At 48.4% G+C, this 17,276-nt stretch carries 15 protein-coding genes and 2 pseudogenes; 15 read left to right on the forward strand and 2 right to left on the reverse strand.

The window, feature by feature from the left end; genetic code table 11:
* Positions 1 to 96: 96 nt before the first annotated feature.
* Positions 97 to 2,397, forward strand: coding sequence for a beta-L-arabinofuranosidase domain-containing protein (locus BMX45_RS04600; RefSeq protein WP_090908698.1), 2,301 nt, complete (start codon positions 97 to 99; stop codon positions 2,395 to 2,397).
* Positions 2,398 to 2,524: 127 nt separating this feature from the next.
* Here the strand turns inward: BMX45_RS04600 and BMX45_RS04605 are convergent.
* Positions 2,525 to 2,704, reverse strand: a pseudogene (locus BMX45_RS04605) (helix-turn-helix domain-containing protein); the annotation flags it as partial.
* A 219-nt stretch (positions 2,705 to 2,923) separates the two neighbouring features.
* Here BMX45_RS04605 and BMX45_RS04610 point away from each other — a divergent pair.
* From BMX45_RS04610 to BMX45_RS04665, 14 genes and pseudogenes are all read left to right on the forward strand, one after another.
* On the forward strand, positions 2,924 to 4,279 hold the full coding sequence (locus tag BMX45_RS04610; RefSeq protein WP_090908700.1) for an extracellular solute-binding protein: 1,356 nt from the start codon (positions 2,924 to 2,926) through the stop codon (positions 4,277 to 4,279).
* Between the two features lie 281 nt (positions 4,280 to 4,560).
* Positions 4,561 to 6,834, forward strand: a complete 2,274-nt coding sequence (locus BMX45_RS04615) for an FIMAH domain-containing protein (RefSeq protein WP_090908701.1) — start codon at positions 4,561 to 4,563, stop codon at positions 6,832 to 6,834.
* A 305-nt stretch (positions 6,835 to 7,139) separates the two neighbouring features.
* Positions 7,140 to 7,814: a hypothetical protein gene (locus BMX45_RS04620; RefSeq protein WP_090908702.1), complete on the forward strand. Its 675-nt coding sequence runs from the start codon at positions 7,140 to 7,142 to the stop codon at positions 7,812 to 7,814.
* Positions 7,815 to 7,862: 48 nt separating this feature from the next.
* Positions 7,863 to 8,195: a hypothetical protein gene (locus BMX45_RS04625; protein ID WP_254777949.1), complete on the forward strand. Its 333-nt coding sequence runs from the start codon at positions 7,863 to 7,865 to the stop codon at positions 8,193 to 8,195.
* 298 nt (positions 8,196 to 8,493) lie between these two features.
* Positions 8,494 to 9,525 (forward strand): ROK family protein, encoded by a 1,032-nt coding sequence (locus BMX45_RS04630; protein WP_090908704.1) that lies wholly within the window; start codon positions 8,494 to 8,496, stop codon positions 9,523 to 9,525.
* Between the two features lie 144 nt (positions 9,526 to 9,669).
* Positions 9,670 to 10,245, forward strand: coding sequence for a sugar O-acetyltransferase (locus BMX45_RS04635; protein ID WP_139212431.1), 576 nt, complete (start codon positions 9,670 to 9,672; stop codon positions 10,243 to 10,245).
* A 30-nt stretch (positions 10,246 to 10,275) separates the two neighbouring features.
* Positions 10,276 to 10,782: a hypothetical protein gene (locus BMX45_RS31690; protein ID WP_254777950.1), complete on the forward strand. Its 507-nt coding sequence runs from the start codon at positions 10,276 to 10,278 to the stop codon at positions 10,780 to 10,782.
* A gap of 15 nt (positions 10,783 to 10,797) precedes the next feature.
* Positions 10,798 to 11,193: a hypothetical protein gene (locus BMX45_RS31695; RefSeq protein ID WP_254777951.1), complete on the forward strand. Its 396-nt coding sequence runs from the start codon at positions 10,798 to 10,800 to the stop codon at positions 11,191 to 11,193.
* Positions 11,194 to 11,486: 293 nt separating this feature from the next.
* Positions 11,487 to 12,515 (forward strand): alpha/beta fold hydrolase, encoded by a 1,029-nt coding sequence (locus tag BMX45_RS04645; RefSeq protein ID WP_090908705.1) that lies wholly within the window; start codon positions 11,487 to 11,489, stop codon positions 12,513 to 12,515.
* 93 nt (positions 12,516 to 12,608) lie between these two features.
* On the forward strand, positions 12,609 to 13,082 hold the full coding sequence (locus BMX45_RS04650) for a GlcG/HbpS family heme-binding protein (RefSeq protein ID WP_090908706.1): 474 nt from the start codon (positions 12,609 to 12,611) through the stop codon (positions 13,080 to 13,082).
* Between the two features lie 292 nt (positions 13,083 to 13,374).
* A pseudogene (locus BMX45_RS32085) lies at positions 13,375 to 13,542 on the forward strand (DeoR family transcriptional regulator); the annotation flags it as partial.
* A gap of 3 nt (positions 13,543 to 13,545) precedes the next feature.
* On the forward strand, positions 13,546 to 14,160 hold the full coding sequence (locus BMX45_RS04655) for a DeoR/GlpR family DNA-binding transcription regulator (RefSeq protein ID WP_254777966.1): 615 nt from the start codon (positions 13,546 to 13,548) through the stop codon (positions 14,158 to 14,160).
* The gene (gene nagA, locus BMX45_RS04660) at positions 14,160 to 15,311 is read left to right on the forward strand and encodes an N-acetylglucosamine-6-phosphate deacetylase (protein WP_090908708.1); all 1,152 of its coding nucleotides are present in this window, start codon (positions 14,160 to 14,162) and stop codon (positions 15,309 to 15,311) included. Before BMX45_RS04655 ends, nagA begins: the two co-directional genes overlap by 1 nt.
* Positions 15,312 to 15,558: 247 nt before the next feature.
* The gene (locus BMX45_RS04665; RefSeq protein WP_090908709.1) at positions 15,559 to 16,965 is read left to right on the forward strand and encodes an outer membrane protein assembly factor BamB family protein; all 1,407 of its coding nucleotides are present in this window, start codon (positions 15,559 to 15,561) and stop codon (positions 16,963 to 16,965) included.
* A 123-nt stretch (positions 16,966 to 17,088) separates the two neighbouring features.
* Here the strand turns inward: BMX45_RS04665 and BMX45_RS04670 are convergent, their stop codons facing one another.
* Entirely contained in the window at positions 17,089 to 17,268 is a 180-nt protein-coding gene (locus BMX45_RS04670) for an H-type small acid-soluble spore protein (protein WP_090908710.1), read from the reverse strand.
* Positions 17,269 to 17,276: the final 8 nt, after the last annotated feature.

Below are 17,276 nucleotides of genomic sequence, written 5' to 3' on the forward strand. Positions count from 1 at the left end.
CCCCGGCTGACTAACTCGGGCCGCATGAAGCCTCCATCGCGTTTTTAAGTGAAGCCTACAGCCTGTCCGACATACCACAAAGTGAATAGGGAGGGGATGAAAATAAGTACGGTTCAAGAAGACGAAAGCATTGTGATGAAGGATTTAGAGTCGCTGTATCTTGGCAATCTGGCAACGGTGGAATTCGATCTCCACTTACCCCGGAAAGGGAAATACGGCTCGAAGATCACTTGGACATCGGGGGATTCCCGCTTTCTCCATAATGACGGCATGGTGACTCGGCCGAAATATGGTATCGGCAAACGTACGGTCCCGCTGCGCGCATCGTTTCAGTATGGCAGCTGTGTCAAGGAAAAAGTCTATGAAGTGACCATTTTGGAGGAAGAAAACAACATTCAAGTGTCCCGGATTTATCCGACTCATCTGAAAGCGGAGTTGGGCAAGACGTTCTATCTGCCGGCGGTCGCTGTGGTAGAAACGGTAGAGGGGGAAGTCATTTCCCATGGCGTGGATTGGGAACAAGGGGAAGAGCGCTTTTTTGAGGAACCTGGTTCCTTCATGATCAAAGGGGTGCTAAAAGATACGACGATTCCGGTAAAGGCGAAGGTGTTGGTGGCAGCCAAGCTGGATCGGGAAACGATCGACACGGCTCCCGCCGCGAGCAGCTTTCCCGCCGGCGCAGTTATTCTGAAGGATGGCACCGCCTTCAAAGCGGCTCAAGACAGAAGCCTCGCTTTCTTGAAGAAGGTCAATGACGACCAGATGTTGTATAATTTCCGAGCTGCCGCCGATCTGGATACGCGCGGAGCCCCGGAAATGACCGGCTGGGATTCGCCGGACTGCCTGTTGAGAGGGCATACGACCGGACATTACTTGTCTGCGCTAGCATTGTGTTATGCGGCAACAGGGGATGAAGACATCAATCGGAAGGCGGAGTATGTGGTCGCTTCACTGGAAGAATGTCAGCTTGCTTTTGCGAGTAAACCCGAATATCATGCCGGTTTCCTTAGCGGTTACTCTGAGGAGCAGTTTGACCTGCTGGAGAAGTTTACCCGCTATCCGGAGATATGGGCTCCTTACTACACCCTGCACAAAATTTTTGCCGGACTGCTTGACTGCTACCGCCATCTTGGAAACAGCATGGCACTGGCGATAGCCGATAAGCTTGGCGATTGGGTATACCGCAGATTAAGCAGGCTTTCAAACCGTGTATTGAAAAAAATGTGGGGCATGTACATCGCCGGCGAATTTGGTGGCATCAATGACTCGCTCGCTGAGCTGTATACCATTACGCATAAGCCTGAACATCTCGCTGCGGCAAAGCTGTTCGACAATGACCGCCTGTTTGTCCCGATGCGCGCCGAGATTGACGCCATCGGCGGGCTTCATGCCAACCAGCATATTCCACAGGTCATCGGCGCGCTGAAAATATTCCAAGCCACCGGGGAAAAGGAATATTATGATATGGCCCACTTTTTCTGGAAGTCCGTGACCGAAGCTCATACGTATTCAATCGGCGGCACCGGCGAAGGCGAAATGTTCAGGCAGCCGGGCAGGATCGGCGAATATCTCAGTGACAAAACCGCGGAGACCTGCGCCTCCTATAACATGCTGAAACTGACAAAGGATTTGTTTGCGTATCGTCCGGCTGCAGAATATATGGATTATTACGAGCGGACGATGTTCAATCACATTTTGGCCTCCTGCGATCATCAGCCGACGGGAGGGAGCACCTATTTCATGCCGCTGGCTCCCGGCGGTGCGAAGTCCTTCGACGTTTCGGGGAACACATGCTGTCACGGCACCGGATTGGAGAATCATATGAAATATTCGGAAGCGGTTTATTTTTATGATGAATTTACGCTGTATGTGAACCTGTTTGTCGCTTCCACTCTCCATTGGAAGGAAAGGCAGGTGAGGCTGACGATGGACGTAGATGGTCACAATCCCGGGAATGTGACGCTGAGGGTGGAAGGGACGGGGGACTTCATACTGAAAGTTCGCCGTCCACATTGGAGTGGGCCGGGCTGCCGTATGGAGATCAACGGCGGACAGGCCGATATGGCCGCAGACTCCGCCGGGTATGTCTCCATCAGCCGGAAATGGCAGAGAGGGGATGAGATCAAACTCTTCTTTGACTGCGGGCTCCGTTTAGAAGCAGCTACCGACCGGAAAGAGCGTGTATCGCTAGCCTATGGTCCGTACATCTTGGCTGCGCTCTCCGAAGCAGATGACTATCTGCGGTTGCCACTGCGCGAAGAGTCGGTGCAGGAAAGTTTCGTGAAGGAAACCGGGCCACATGGGTTTGCTTTTCGCTATGTTGAGGATGATTTGTTGTTCATCCCGCTTGCCGATGTGTTTCATGAGCGTTATCACGTGTATGTTGAACAGGTTTGACCTCAATATGACTTTTTCAGATATATAGAGAATTCTAGCTCAAACTGAATGAAGAGAGCAGCACGAGTGATAGTCACCCGTGCTGCTCTTCCATTCTAAGAGCCAGACTTCTTAATGACAGGGTTCCAAATGCCTCAGGCGATTCGTAACCATACTTTAAAGCGATGTCGCTGACCTTAGTGCCGCTCTGCTGCAGTTCAAATGCAGCGAGGGTCAGCCGCCTGCGTCTAATATACTCTGAAAGCGACACATTCGTTATGAACGGAAACATACGTTGAAAACGGTATGTTGAGCAGCAGGCAAATTTGGGGGATGGTAGCCCATGAAACCTTGCAATCCATGCACCGAAATATCATGTTCGAGATGATATGAATAAATCCTTTTTGTGGATTATGAATTCAACGATTATCTGCCTGGTTACAGTTTTTTCAGAGGATTACATTTTGCCAAACGAACGGAAGAGTGAGTATACTATAAGAATGGATTGATGCAGCAAACCAGTTATGGTTAATAAAGGTGGTCTCATATGGCTAAATCCGACCGGTATACGTATCAAAATAAAATGAAGCACATGGTCACCGACCTGCGCCAACAAATTAAACGCGGCACTTACGCTCAAGGCGAATATCTACCATCGGAGATGACCCTGATCGAGCTGTATGGACTGAGCAAAAATTCAGTCCGGCAAGCGCTGGATCAGCTGGTTCAGGAAGAATTGATCGTGAAAGTGCCCCGGGTAGGGACCCAAGTGGTTGCAGCTTCCCGGCAAACCCGGAAGATTCGTTTCGGTTTGTATCCTTCCCTATATGCGGAGGCCGAAATGGAATATGTGGTCGCCTTGTTTCAGGAGCGGCATCCTGAGGTAGCTGTGGAGATTGTGGATCTTCCCTACGAACATCCGGAAAGCATCGCCAATCTGATGAGGCTTGGCATTGTGGATGTGCTATCCGTCAACATCCAGGATATGATGCATTTTCAGGAGAACGGCAGTACCGGTCTGTTTCAGCGTCAGGAGCCGCGCGCGTCTACTTATACTTTTTTGCACGGCCCGTTCATGGATGCCGAAGGGCGGCTGGCGGCGCAGCCGTTCATTCATTCTCCCGTGCTCTTGGCCTACAATAAAGAGCATCTGCGGGAAAAGCGCCAGTTCGAGCCGGACAGCAGTTGGGGCTGGGACGATCTCCAGCGAATGCTGCGTGAGCTGAGAAGCCCCGGGCGCTACAGCGTGGCCCTGCAATTGTACTCGTTGAACCGCTGGCCGATATTCCTCATGCAGCGAAGGGGCAATGCTGATATTGATGCTTCGTGGAGCCGTGCGGTCGAGGGGCTGTCTTGGCTTCGCGGACTGATTCACGAGGACGGCATGTTCCCGCTGGCCTTGGCCCAAGGCGCTTTTGAAGCAGAGAAGCTGTTCCGCGAGCAAAAGGTCTCAGTCATTCTGACGACCTATTATCTGCTCAACCAGCTGAAGGGAGCGACCTTTGAGTATGACGTGGCGCCTCTGCCGCATTTTGATCATGGGACAACCCTGCTATTGGGCACCGGAATCGGGGTCAGCGCGTGCTCCAAGGAACGGGAGTTGGCCCAGAGCTTTGCCGATTTCCTAGTCTCTGACGAAGTGCAGGAATACATTCGCAGGCATACTTACAGCATTCCGGCCAACCGTTACATCACCGAGAACGTAGATCCGGAGATGGAAGGACGGCCGTCCCGCCTCAATCTGCACCGAGAAATTGCCCCGCTGTATAAGACCTGCAGAGATGTAGGGCTTAGCCTGGACGCGATGCTGCTGTTCCGGGAACGGCTGAAGCAATATTTCTCCTACCTTGTAGACGAAGGGGAACTGATATCCGTGCTGAGCAGGAAAACGGCAGGAACCTAAATGGCTACGAAAAGCTGCGACCGATGAGGTCGCGGCTTTTTTTTGAGTTATCGTTTTCTCTTTGAATAACCAGATAAGAACCAGTTGACAGAAATGGAGGTGTATGCTAAATTCTTTGCGAACATATGAACTACATAAATACCAGAGAAGCATGAACAACACTTCATAACGGAGGAGGGATGCCGCGATCTTTGCCAGGTAAACGCTCGAGTTGCCCTTATAGGTCGGTCCATTTGATTGATTTCGGCAGTACATTCCATACCAGAAATGAGGATGAATTGATGAACGTTACCCACAGCAAATCTCTAGCGAAGAAGGGACTCCGTCATCTATGTCTCGCCATTTGCGTCACATTGCTGACTGTGGTTTTCTTCCCGGCAAACGCCTCGGCGGAAATCGGCAAAACCTACAGCGACCCTATCGATTTGGGCTCCCCGATGCAAAGCGTTGCCATATATGACGGGGCCTTTGGCATACAGGACGGACGGGAGGTTATTTATACGACGGTGTCCGGCAAGCCGGCTATTTTTCATGTCATTGATTTGAAAACCAAAGAAGTGCTGAGCACGCATCCGTTAACGGGTTCCGAAAGCTCGTGGACCCATTTGACGACCCCGGACGGCACGGTGTATATCGGAGGCAATGGCACGCTGTACGCCTACTCTCCGGTCACGAAACAGCTGAAAAATCTGGGCGGCATCGGTGAGCAGGTTGTTTATGGCCTGTCTCACGATGAACAGGGCCGTGTCTACTTCGGTTCTTACCCGAATGCGAAAGCGGGCCGCTACGATCCAGCTACAGGGGAAATGAAGGACTATGGCATCGTAGGCACGGGTCAAAGCTACAGCCGTTCCACGGCATATCATGGCGGATATCTGTATGTCGGCATCGGAATTGAAGGCAGCATTGTAAAAGTGAACGTGGCGACTGGGGAGAAGGAAACCATCCAGCTTCCGTCCTATAACGGAGCGGTAGACCTCGGCATGGTGAACCAGCTGGACGTTGCGGGCAAATATTTGGTTGCCGGCATCGGCAAAGGGAACAGCGGGCTTCTGTTCTATGACCTGGAGCTGCAGCAATGGAGCGATACCTACCATCTGAACAATAAAGGCATCCGCCTCTCTTACGGGCCGGAGGGCAGCAATAAAATCTATTTCGTCCAGAATAACCATTTGATGGAAGTGGATTTGAATACCCTTGCTGCTGTTGACACCGGCGTCGTGTACGGAACGTACCTGCGCAATACGGCCTGGGTGGAGGTGCCGAACGATCCGGATCTACCGGGTGTTTCGCTTGCAACCGTTCAATTCGGAGGCAGCGTCGCTTACATGAATCTGACGACCAAGCAGGTCAAAGCCGTACCTTATCCGGTGAAAGGCAATCCGATTCCTGTTCAAACTATGGAGAACGGTCCGGATGGACGGCTGTTTATCAGCGGTTACCCTGGCGGTACTGGGTCCGCATATTCAATCGACACCGGAACCTTCGAAACCTTCCCGATGGGACAGTCGGAGGGCATGGTCGCCATGAACGGCAAGATGTATATGGGCGTATATCCGGGTGCGGATATTTTCGAATACAATGCGGAAAATCCGACCCAGCGCAAGAGCCTGTTCAAAATTACCGGTCAGGACCGTCCGTTCATCATGAGAGCAGTGGAAGGTAAACTGTTCATCGGCACCATTCCGGATTACGGCAAGCTGGGCGGCTCCCTGACGATCTATGATCCGGCGAACGGCAGCCAGTACACCGAATACAAAAACGTCATCAACAATCAATCGATTGTCGGCATTGCGGTAAAAGACGGCAAGGTATATGGCTCAACCACCGTTGCCGGCGGGCTGGGCATCACGCCTTCCGAACCGGCTGCCAAAATGTTTGTCTGGGATATCGCGACGGGCAAGGTGGAGAAGGAATGGGTTCCTTCTATTGAAGGTGCTTCTCCTACACCGCATATTATTAGCGGAACCAGCTTCGGTCCGGACGGACTGCTGTGGGCGGCTTACGACGGGACGCTCTTTGCCGTAGATCCGGATACCCAGGAAATCGTAAAAAGCAAAACGATTTACGAAGGCGTGGAGAAATACGGCAACTGGCGTCCGGTGTATATTCGCTGGAGCGAGGACGGCCTCATGTATCTGACGCTTGCCGGTCACGTCACCGTGGTTGACCCGAAAACGATGGAGTTTCAGACGCTGGCGGAATCCCAGCATGTGAATCTCGGACACGACGGCGATATTTATTACACGAACGATACGCAATTGATGAAGATTGAAGTGTCGGATGCTGCAGCATCGGATACGATTGGGTCACTGATGGACGATATTCAGTCCTGGAAGCAACAAGGCGATATCAGCCATTCCCTGAGCCAGCAGATCGGCAATGCGCTGAAACAAGCGGAGCTGAAGCAGAAGCAAGGGAAGCAGGAACAGGCCGTGAAACACCTGAATGATGCGCTCAAGCACCTGAATAAAGCTAAAATCGACGGGATAACCGAAGAGAAGCGTTCGGAAGTGAAGCAGCGCATTCAAGCGTTCATTGATGAATGGTCCTGATTGAATCAAGGATATGGTGGTAGATTGAAATTACCCCAACCGTAACGGAATTTTTCATGATAAAAAGTCGCCAATCTGGCGACTTTTTTGTTCCTGCGATGCTAGTGCTTACCCTTGGACGAAAAGAAGAGAGACGAACCCATCAACACAGCCGTCTTAGGTGATGGCTTATTGTTAAGCGAAGCCAATGAAGGCGATTTGTGTGTTAATATATTTACGTGTTTAGCTGAGGAGCATTCGGTCGGTGAACGTTCGATACCAGAACCTTAATAACCAGCTTAACGGCGAGAAGGAGAAGGGTACATATGGATAAGCAGACGTATGCACGGTATCTGCTCAACCTGATGGATGAAGAAGCAGATTCCGATGACGCAATGATTGAAGAAGCAGCGTTATATGGATATTTTCAAATGTATATGCCTAGCGGAAAAGGGGTGGAGGCCACCATTGAGCCGCTTGAGGATGGACATGCCTACTTGCGGCGGATCTCCCGGATTTACGAGATGCTGGACCCGGAGGATTTTACCGGAGGAACAGTGCCGGCCTATTTTAACGGCAAAGGGGATGAGGTATCCGAGGATGTATTGAGAGGCTGTGGCGAGCAGTTTATTCGGGAGTTAAAGCAGCTGCTGGATACTTTTGCGAAATGGGAACGTGCAGCGGAAGCGGTCGCCTACCTGGATGGAATCGAAAAAATCGAGTTTCTTCCTCCAGGGAAAATAGACAGTGTTCGCGAATCCTATGATCCCGATGTCTATGAGGCGCTGTCCGAAGTGATTTTGGAGCACAAAAACGAAGAGGAGCCTATAGAGATTCTGGATGAGGCTTATTATTCGATTGCCTGCGATTACTGGATCTCCTACTATTTGCAGTGGCACCGTTACGGGCTAAAAGGCGACCCGTTCGCACCGTATTTCGAGCTGCACAGGTTAGGGTATTCGGCTGTTTTCTCAGGCGAGAAGCTGTATATCGGCACATAGCATAGAAGGAGGAGAGAAGTCTTGATGACAGCGGCCGAGATGTTTTCGATGATCAGCGCAGGCAGCTTTTTTGAAAATGTCTTTGATAAAGAAGTGGATTGGAATGCCGAATTAGATGTGCGGGATACGCATGAATTTGACTCGGCATGGAATTCATGTTACGAGAAATTGCATGAACTTTGTCCCTCTGAAAGTCAGACAACCCGAGATATTCGGGAATATGCATTCAAGCAAACGTTCAGGATCACACGGAATGCTGAACTGGCGGGTTATGTATCCGATGACTGGGGCCTGATTTCCACGGCGCTGGAGAACAACATTCAGATTGAATTTATCCATAACCTATGGGACTCCTATCTCAAAGGGAATTTTCCAACATGATCCTAAAAATGAAAATGCAATGTTCATTAGCCGGGCTAGCAGACACTTGAAATAGGAAGTGGATGCCCGATTAAGAGGCTGGGCACAACTCTGGCAATCATGGTGTAGAGTCGGTTGCCAGCCTTTTCTTTTTTGAACGAAGGATGAGGTAAAGGATCACGAAGCGTTATCAATTGCCGTCGTTGTTTTACCTGAATTTTATGGGTAGAGGGCTGGAATGATTACTGGTAGACAAACGAATAACGATATAATATAGTACTTATTATAAGAGTTATAAAAACTATTTGAGGTTTGAATTATGAACTCCATTACAAACAACACCATGTTGGTTAAACAAATGAATCAGGAGAAAGTTCGACAGGCGCTCATGGCGATGAGAACGGCTACGAAGGCCATGGTTGCGCAGGCTACCAGCTTAAGCATCGCCACTTGCAATCATATTCTTAACGAGTTGCTGGATGCCGGCGAAGTGTTGGAAGTGGCTATGGATGACTCGAAGGGCGGACGTCCTGCCAAAATGTACCAGTATAACATGCATCATTCATATATTGTTGCTGCCGTTATCAAAACCGAAGCGGGTTCCCGCTCTCTTACATATGCAATCGCCAATATGGCCGGGGAGATTGTAGACCAAGGGTATGAAGAACATAATCGAATAGATCTCGCTTTAATCGATCGGGTAATCGAGAGGCTTACCTTGCAATATCCGCAAATTCGAGCGGTTGGGATCGGCGTTCCCGGTGCAGTCGATCAGGGAGTCATCAATGTCAGTGATATTCCGGAGCTGATTAACGTTCCTTTGGAAGCGTTCATTCGCAATAAGCATAAGGTTGAGGTCATTCTAGAAAATGACATGAACTTGACCGTATATGGCTTCTATCATAAACAAGGGTATGATGAGAAACAGACGGTTGCCGTTGCAACTTTCATCGATGGCAGCTTACCCGGTGCAGGCATAATGGTCGATGGGCGTATTCATCGAGGTTTTACACGATTTGCGGGCGAAATTGCTTTTTTGCCGTTAGGCATATCCCAAGAGGCTCAATTCCAACAGCTGCACGATCGGAAAACTTTTCATGTACTGGCTACGCATTCAGTGGCAAGCCTGATCGCCATATTAAATCCAGAAACGATTGCTTTGACTGGGAGCCTGGTGCAGCCGGCTGATGTGAATATCATCCGGCAGGAGTGTCTGAAGTATATTCCGGAAATGCACATGCCTCAAATGATATTACTAGAACATCCGGATCAGGACTATATGTACGGATTAATTGCCAGGACCTTGGAAAGCCTTGCTTATTCGCTTGAGCTAGTGGAGAAGGGGAAATGATATATATCAATTGACAATTGACTTCCTTCTGTGGGGCGCGTCTTATTGGCATAGAGCTATGCCGCTTTAGACATGACGTTATGACACAACTAATTTGTCGGACAGACACTTGACTTCAGGATGAGAGAGGATTGGATTATCAGGATGAAAACAGAAAAACAAAAGATGCTGGACGGAGAACTATATATCGCTTCCGACCCTGAACTAATGCGGGACCGGGCATATGCAAGGCGAATGACACGGCAGTTTAACCAGACTACGGAGATGGAAGATCAACAACGAATTCAAATATTGAAAGAATTGCTGGGGTCAACAGGCGATCACATAGGAATGGAGCCCAACATCCGTTTTGACTATGGCTACAACATACACGTAGGCGAGAACTTCTTCGCCAATTTTGATTGTACCATCCTGGATGTGTGTGAAGTGCGAATCGGCGATAACTGCATGTTCGGCCCAGGCGTTCATGTGTATACGGCAACGCATCCGGTGGACCCGTTCGAGAGAATTAAAGGGCCGGAATATGGAAAGCCGGTAACCATCGGAAACAACGTATGGGTCGGAGGACGTTCAACCATCAATCCAGGGATCATGGTAGGCAATAATGTCGTGATTGCTTCCGGGGCAGTGGTTACCAAGGACATACCGGATAACGTGGTCGTCGGGGGCAATCCAGCCAGGGTGATTAAGGAATTCGAAATCCGAATGACGGAAGCGTGAACCGGAAAATGTCCATGAAGGGGATGTAGAATGGAAGCTAATCAGAGAATCCGTTTGGCAATTGAAGAATCGATCCAATTCCTTGAATCTTCTTCGCAATGGGAGACGGCTCACGGCGAGAACAGCCGCCATAAATGGGATGGCGCTTGGTGGCATATGGCCGCTCTATATGAAATGGGAGAGGTGAAACTGATCCCGGAATCGGTTATCGCCAGGGCTAACCATCTACTCGAAACCCAGGTTTGGCGGACCTTCGTCATTACAGCCGATGACGAGCCAATCAACGATGGTGACCGGTTGAAGATGGATTGCTGCCATTGTGAACTTGCCGTATTCTATATGATTCTGAAAGCGTACGGCTGTGATGTGGACACGGAGCTGCCCTGGATTCGCGAATGGCTCTTAAAGCATCAGCTGCCCGACGGCGGATTGAACTGCGAGTCGGAAGCTTACATTCATTCAAGAAAAAGCTCTATCATTTCAACGCTTCCCCCGCTGGAAGCGATCTTATGGCATACAGACCGTGAATTCACCTAACAGGAAGCCGCTTTCTTGGATGAAGGCGCCCGGTATTTGATCGAGCATCGTCTAGTGTGTTCGAAACAGCATGGCGGCGTTCTGGATATGGATTGGCTGAAGCCTTGCTTTCCGCGTTTTTTTGAGTATGATATCCTGCGCGGGATGTCCTTCTTGGCAGAATGGTCCCGGCGCAGAAACAAAGCGCTGCCGGTCGACCTGCTTGTGGAAGGTGTGGAACGATTGAAGATTTACATCGAAGCGGATGGCTTGCGGATCGGCAGACAGGTCCATGATCCACATGGCCCTTGGGGCGGGCAAACCTTCCCCTTGTTAGAAGCATTAGCCGGACTGGGTGAGGTCTCGCCTTATTTAACCGGACAATTGGATCGAGTAATCGAACGGTTGGGATCGGCATTTGCCTATGCATAACACAGGCTTCAGTATTGCCGCACTAGTCGAATAGCATTGCACCAGGAGCACGCAGCCTTCTTTCAAATCGGGAGGAACTCAGCATGGTGCCAAATAAGTCGCGGACATCGCGGCTTTTTTTTGTTATAAGCGTTGTTCTAATGTCGCCGATTTCTTCGACTAGGGTCTAGGTCCAATTCAGCCTCAGGAAGGATTTGGAGTAAACAAACCTGAGATACAATGAGATGTATGACATCCTACATTGAATCTTCAGCATTTACTTCAAACTTTTAGCAGAAAGGTGTCCCAAGACCATGAGAAAATTGAAGAAAACATTAAAAATTACCGGTGTAACACTAATAGCGCTACTCATAACAGCCCTAATATTTCCAACATGGACATCGTCCATCAAAGGCGAAAATAGTATTAGCATATTAGAACAAGTAGAGATCAATGGAAGCAAGCAAGAAATGATGATACGCGGCAAAGACAAGGACAATCCTGTGATTCTGTTCGTACACGGTGGACCTGGAGCCCCGGAAATCACATATGCCGATACCTATCAAGACTTACTGGAAACCCGATTCACGGTTGTTCATTACGACCAAAGGGCAAGCGGAAAATCCTATCATTTTTATGAGGATTACGCTGATCTTTCATCGGAAGTACTGGTAAATGACTTATTGGCTATAACGGATTATGTTTCGGAACGTCTTGGCAAAGAAAAGGTGATCCTCATGGGACATTCATATGGTACGTACATTGCTGCACAGGCGGCCCAAAAGGCACCCGAAAAATACGAGGCTTACGTGGGGATTGGTCAGATGGGGGATACCGTAACAAGCGAGATGGACAGCTTGACCTACTTAATCAGCCAAGCTCAACAGGCCGGCAACGCGGAAGACGTCGTATATCTGAAAGGACTAACCGACAAAATCAAAAAGGGCGAAATGTTCACTCCACGAAATTATGTCATTCAATACGGAGGAGCTTCAAGACTTATTGACAGTCCCGATGGCGATAGCCTGGGGATGCTATTAAGCAGCGAGTATAACTTATTGGACGTCATTCGATATAACGTCGGGATATCTTTTTCTCAAAAGGTTTTGTTGCAGGAAGTTATAGAACATCCGCTCCCAACGCTTGTAACGAAACTTGAAATACCGTGCTATTTTATTATGGGCGATTATGACTATATGACGTCCTCCCATGCCGCAAAAGAATTTTTCGATAAGCTTGAGGCTGATCAGAAGGAGTTTATCGCGTTTGATCAATCTGCCCATTATCCGCAATTTGAAGAGAAGGAAAAGTTTTTTGAATGGGTGTCCGAGACATTTCATTAGCATGCATTCCAGAAGTACTGGTATTGGGCAATTCACTTATATAGGCAATGGCAATATAATGTAGTATTTCTTTTAAAGCAAAGGAGAGCTACTATGTACAAACTCACTTTAACTGCGGCTAAGAAGTTATTGGAAACTGCTGAACACCAAGCACGACAAATGGGTCTTCATTCTGATGTAGCGATCGTCGATGAGGGAGGGAACCTCATTGCTTTTCATCGGATGGATAACGCGAGAATAGCAGGCATCGATATTGCCATAGGCAAGGCTTGGACCAGCGTAGCGATGCAAATGCCGACGGCGAATTTAGCGCAATCTGCGCTTCCGGGCGGAGCTACATTTGGCATTAACACAACGAATCAGGGGAGAGTCGTCATACTTGGCGGGGGGATTCCGCTCGTTCACGAAGGCAGGGTTGTCGGCGGCATTGGTGTAAGCGGAGGAACTAGCGCACAAGACATCGATGTAGCCAATGCCGCTGTGCAGGCTTTCGAAAATATGAGATATCAAGAAAATCAATATTTAAGTGCACGGATCGGTACAATCCAGCAGTCATATACTTATTAATGGGTTCCGTGCATCGACGGTAAGGGCATACTGCTTCCGTGCAAGAAGGAGTCTATCTTCATCCAAGCTATGAGTATTGACTTACATCACGATTACCGGAACGGAAAATGTCGAAGAGCTAACATATGTCTACTAAAAAAACCACGATGATCGTGGTTTTTTCGTTTTTATAATAACACGAATAAACTTATAAATACTTATTGTTTATTTGTAAATGCTTATTGTTTATTTGTAAATGCTTATATATACTTATAAATATAATGTAAATGCTTAAGAAGTGGAGGGGTGAGATGTGTTCCAAGAAGAACGACTCGTAAAAATCCTGGATTATTTAAAACAACATAAAACGATGAGTGTTGGCGAGATATGCTCGTTTTTTCAAGTGTCGAGGGATACCGCACGCAGGGATATTGTCAGATTAGTTCAAGAAGGAGTGGTTGTTCGAACACACGGAGGGGTAGCCTTGCCTGATCTGCAAAAGGAACTGACTTCTTATCAGGAACGACTTATTGATGAGCCCACAGGCAAGAACGTGATCGGCAAGCATGCCGCTAAACTGATTCGGGACCACGAAACGGTATTCTTGGACGTATCTACGACCGTACAATTTGTTGCGGAGCATATTCAAGCGAAACAGATAACAGCGGTTACGCACTCCATAGATAATGTAGGGATACTTTCCAAACGAGAAGATCTGAGCATCTACGTGCTCGGCGGTTATCTGCATACCCAAAATCGATTATTGTATGGTCCTTCCGTCATAGATAAAATCAGTGAAATCCGCGCTGACAAAGCGTTCATTGGTGCGACGGCAATCCAGACTGACGGACTCTATTATCCATATGAAGACGATGTCCGGGTGAAGAGGGAGATGGCCCGGCGCTCGGATCAGGTCATACTTGTTGCGGATCATACCAAATTCACGGTGAAATCAAGGTTCAAGCTGGACTTTAATCATGTGGATATTATTGTAACCGATCAATCAATCCCCGTTGACATACAAGAAATATTAGACCAGAAAAATATTACGCTCATAGAATGTCAGACTCATAACCCACAGGACGGAGTTGAGAAATAATGAACAACAAAATCATTCAAAATGTCAAAGTCCACCTGCCTCATCAAATCCTTTCTTCTGCAACGGTTTGGATTTCGAACGAAAAGTTGAAGAGAATAGAACAAACGCAAGAAATTGAAAAAATCGAAGGCGATGATGAACGGATCGATGGAAACGGAATGTGGCTTATACCGGGGATGATTGATGTTCATATCCATGGGGCCAATGGCTATGACATGATGGATGGAACCGAGGACAGCATTCAAGAAGTGTCACGCGCTTGTGCGGCAACCGGCTGCACCTCATTTCTGGCAACTTCCGTGAGTTCAACGATAGAGGATCTGCTCAATATGATCCGCAGCGTAAAAGCTGTCATCGGACGAGAACAAGGGGCAAGGATCGCCGGCATTCATTTGGAAGGCCCTTATTTGAATCCGAAACGTAAAGGGATGCAAAACGAGAAATATCTTCGCCACCCGAATCTGGAAGAAATGAAGTTGATTATTCGGGAAGCGGGTTCGCTGATTAAAATGGTAACGATCGCTCCGGAATTGCCTGGAGGCTTGGAGCTTATATCCTTTCTGAAAGAGCAGGGTGTCGTGATTGCTGTAGCTCATTCCGATGCTACTTACGAGGAAGCAAAGCTGGCTTTTACAGCCGGAGCGAGTCATGTAACCCATTGCTTTAACGGTATGAGACCGATTCACCATCGAGATCCCGGACTGATTGTAGCCGCGTTCGAAGAACCGCATGTAAGCCTGCAAGCGATTGTCGATCAGGTCCATCTTCATCCGGCCATTGTCAGATTAATGCATCGTCTCAAAGGGCCGGAAGGCATGGTGCTTATTACGGATGCGCTTCAGGCGATGGGATTAGGTGATGGAAATTATATGTTTGGTGGTCATCACGTCACCGTTTCCGACGGGATTGCCAGGCTTGCGGATGGCACTTTAGCATCGAGCACCGTGACTATGAATGAAGCGTTGCGTCTGACCGAAGCCAACGGTATTTCGATGGAGGATGCCGTGCGCATGGCTTCAACAACGCCTGCCCATATTCTAGGTTTATCTCGCAAAGGAAAAATCGAGGTCGGATACGATGCGGATCTCGTTCTGATGGATGAAAGGTATCAAGTGAAGTGGACAATGATTGAGGGTAACATGTACCAATGAAGGACACGTAACTTCTTATTCATACACGTATTATCATACGACAGACAGGGGGCGCCCCAGGTCAATGGACCTTTTGGGGCACATAAGAGCTTGGGAGCCTATTTTGGGATCCCAAGCTTTTTTAGTATTGAAATTGCCGTCTCGTCTCCAAAATTAAGATCACATATAATCTACTAGTAACTTTTTCCTCTTATTGAGCGTTTTTATTGTCAAGTGATAAGAAACCGATACAAATGGGAGGAGACACATGCTTAATATCAATGACAAACGCTCAAGTAAAAACCTCAAGGATCAACTACGTCGGCGACTGCTTGTAAGTATTGCCGCAGGGTTACTTATTGTTCATGGCGTGTTGGCCGTACCACCTTCGCAGGCGAATGCAGAAACTGCTGATGTTTCGGTACGCAACTGGTATCCTTCATCAGTCTTCGAAGTTCCCGAAGTAAAACCTTCTTGGACGGTGATGGTGGACAACTATCTGGATATGGACGACGAGAATTATTTAGGTCGCCAGGCGATTGCTGAAGATGGGAAGGTGTTCGCATTCACCGGGAAAAAGCTAATCGCCATGGATGCGAGGACAGCCAAGCGGTTGTGGAGCTACGGAAAGGATCTGAAGCCTTATGTTGTGTTTAATAATGGCGTTATTTATGGACTGTCGGTGGATCTCAAGCCATACGCGCTGAATGCAAAGACAGGCAAATTGAAATGGCAGTCGAATACATCCATCTACATGGATACTCGGCTTCGTACGGAGGTACTGGTACCCACTGTTGATACGCTCTATGCGATAAAAGGGAGCAGAACCTTCGCGTTTGATGCAGCCACAGGAAAGTTACGGTGGGAGACGAACGAGCCGTCAGGAGAAGGACACGGCACGGATTACCTGCAGGAGGCGGATGGAGTCATACTTCGGACGTTCTATGTGCAAGGAGCACTTACGTCCACCCAGCTGACTGCCTATGATAAGAAGACGGGCAAGAAGCTATGGGATCATTTTGGTCAGGGAGAAGCGATTCAAATCAAAAACGGTCTCGTGTATTCGGTTGACTATTATTCTCCACTGCTGACTGATTATCAGTCGCTTCCGGACCGCAAATGGGTCGTAAATGTGTTTAACCTTAAGACCGGCGTAAAAAAGAGCAGCCGAGAGTTTACATGGAGAATGTCGGGGGAGCCGCCATATGAGTACAGCGGAGGCGGATTATTTATAAACCAAGGGAAGTTATACATGGATCAGGGCAATAGCGTAGCTGAATACAATTTTGACACCTATAAAAAAGGCGAGATTCCTCTGCGAACTTTTCCTCGCCCTTATGGGGACAACTGGGAGCTGATCGGACTTGTTCAGGAACGGTTGATTTTCAAAGACCGAATGACCGGTGAACTGGCAGGCATCAAGCTGGCGAGCGGTCAACAGGTCGATTGGAACGGCGATGCACCTGTTGCACAGATAAATGTGTATGGGAAAGGATTATATCGGGCGCAGCGTAACGGCACACTACTCGGGATTAACATGTTGACCTCTCGACCGCTCTTTAGAGTCAAGACGGGTGAAGATTTACACGAGTCAACACTAAAGACGAACGATATGATCATTATCCAAGCGGAGGGGAAGCTCCTCGGGGTAAAGTTGCCGGCATCATTGAAATAAAGGGAAAGTTTGCAATACTTGAATCATATTTCGTTTGAGCAATAAAAAAATCCCATCGTCTGCATCTGGATGGGATTTTTTTATTGAAGGTTTGAAGGGGCTATAGAGGGTATGTCTTCTACCTTACGGATGCTCCGTGAGACTGGATAAAGGGACGGTCATTTCCTGCTCCGAGTTGCCGATCGGATAGACCCGGACGGTTTCATCCTCATTCACATGCTGGATATAGATGGGAGTATCCTGATAAGTTACATGTTTCATAATGGCCGATTCCGAAATTTCAATCGCTCTTTGTTTATTCATGACAATTC

The sequence above is a fragment of the Paenibacillus sp. cl141a genome (genome assembly GCF_900109305.1).
Taxonomy (GTDB): Bacteria; Bacillota; Bacilli; order Paenibacillales; family Paenibacillaceae; genus Paenibacillus_AQ; species Paenibacillus_AQ lautus_A.

Excerpts from the sequence above, each read along its gene's own strand:
- BMX45_RS04600 (WP_090908698.1), top strand. The coding sequence starts at position 97 with ATGAAAATAAGTACGGTTCAAGAAGACGAAAGCATTGTGATGAAGGAT.
- BMX45_RS04610 (WP_090908700.1), top strand. The coding sequence starts at position 2,924 with ATGGCTAAATCCGACCGGTATACGTATCAAAATAAAATGAAGCACATG.
- BMX45_RS04615 (WP_090908701.1), top strand. The coding sequence starts at position 4,561 with ATGAACGTTACCCACAGCAAATCTCTAGCGAAGAAGGGACTCCGTCAT.
- BMX45_RS04620 (WP_090908702.1), top strand. The coding sequence starts at position 7,140 with ATGGATAAGCAGACGTATGCACGGTATCTGCTCAACCTGATGGATGAA.
- BMX45_RS04625 (WP_254777949.1), top strand. The coding sequence starts at position 7,863 with ATGATCAGCGCAGGCAGCTTTTTTGAAAATGTCTTTGATAAAGAAGTG.
- BMX45_RS04630 (WP_090908704.1), top strand. The coding sequence starts at position 8,494 with ATGAACTCCATTACAAACAACACCATGTTGGTTAAACAAATGAATCAG.
- BMX45_RS04635 (WP_139212431.1), top strand. The coding sequence starts at position 9,670 with ATGAAAACAGAAAAACAAAAGATGCTGGACGGAGAACTATATATCGCT.
- BMX45_RS31690 (WP_254777950.1), top strand. The coding sequence starts at position 10,276 with ATGGAAGCTAATCAGAGAATCCGTTTGGCAATTGAAGAATCGATCCAA.
- BMX45_RS04645 (WP_090908705.1), top strand. The coding sequence starts at position 11,487 with ATGAGAAAATTGAAGAAAACATTAAAAATTACCGGTGTAACACTAATA.
- BMX45_RS04650 (WP_090908706.1), top strand. The coding sequence starts at position 12,609 with ATGTACAAACTCACTTTAACTGCGGCTAAGAAGTTATTGGAAACTGCT.
- nagA (WP_090908708.1), top strand. The coding sequence starts at position 14,160 with ATGAACAACAAAATCATTCAAAATGTCAAAGTCCACCTGCCTCATCAA.
- BMX45_RS04665 (WP_090908709.1), top strand. The coding sequence starts at position 15,559 with ATGCTTAATATCAATGACAAACGCTCAAGTAAAAACCTCAAGGATCAA.
- BMX45_RS04670 (WP_090908710.1), bottom strand. The coding sequence starts at position 17,268 with ATGAATAAACAAAGAGCGATTGAAATTTCGGAATCGGCCATTATGAAA.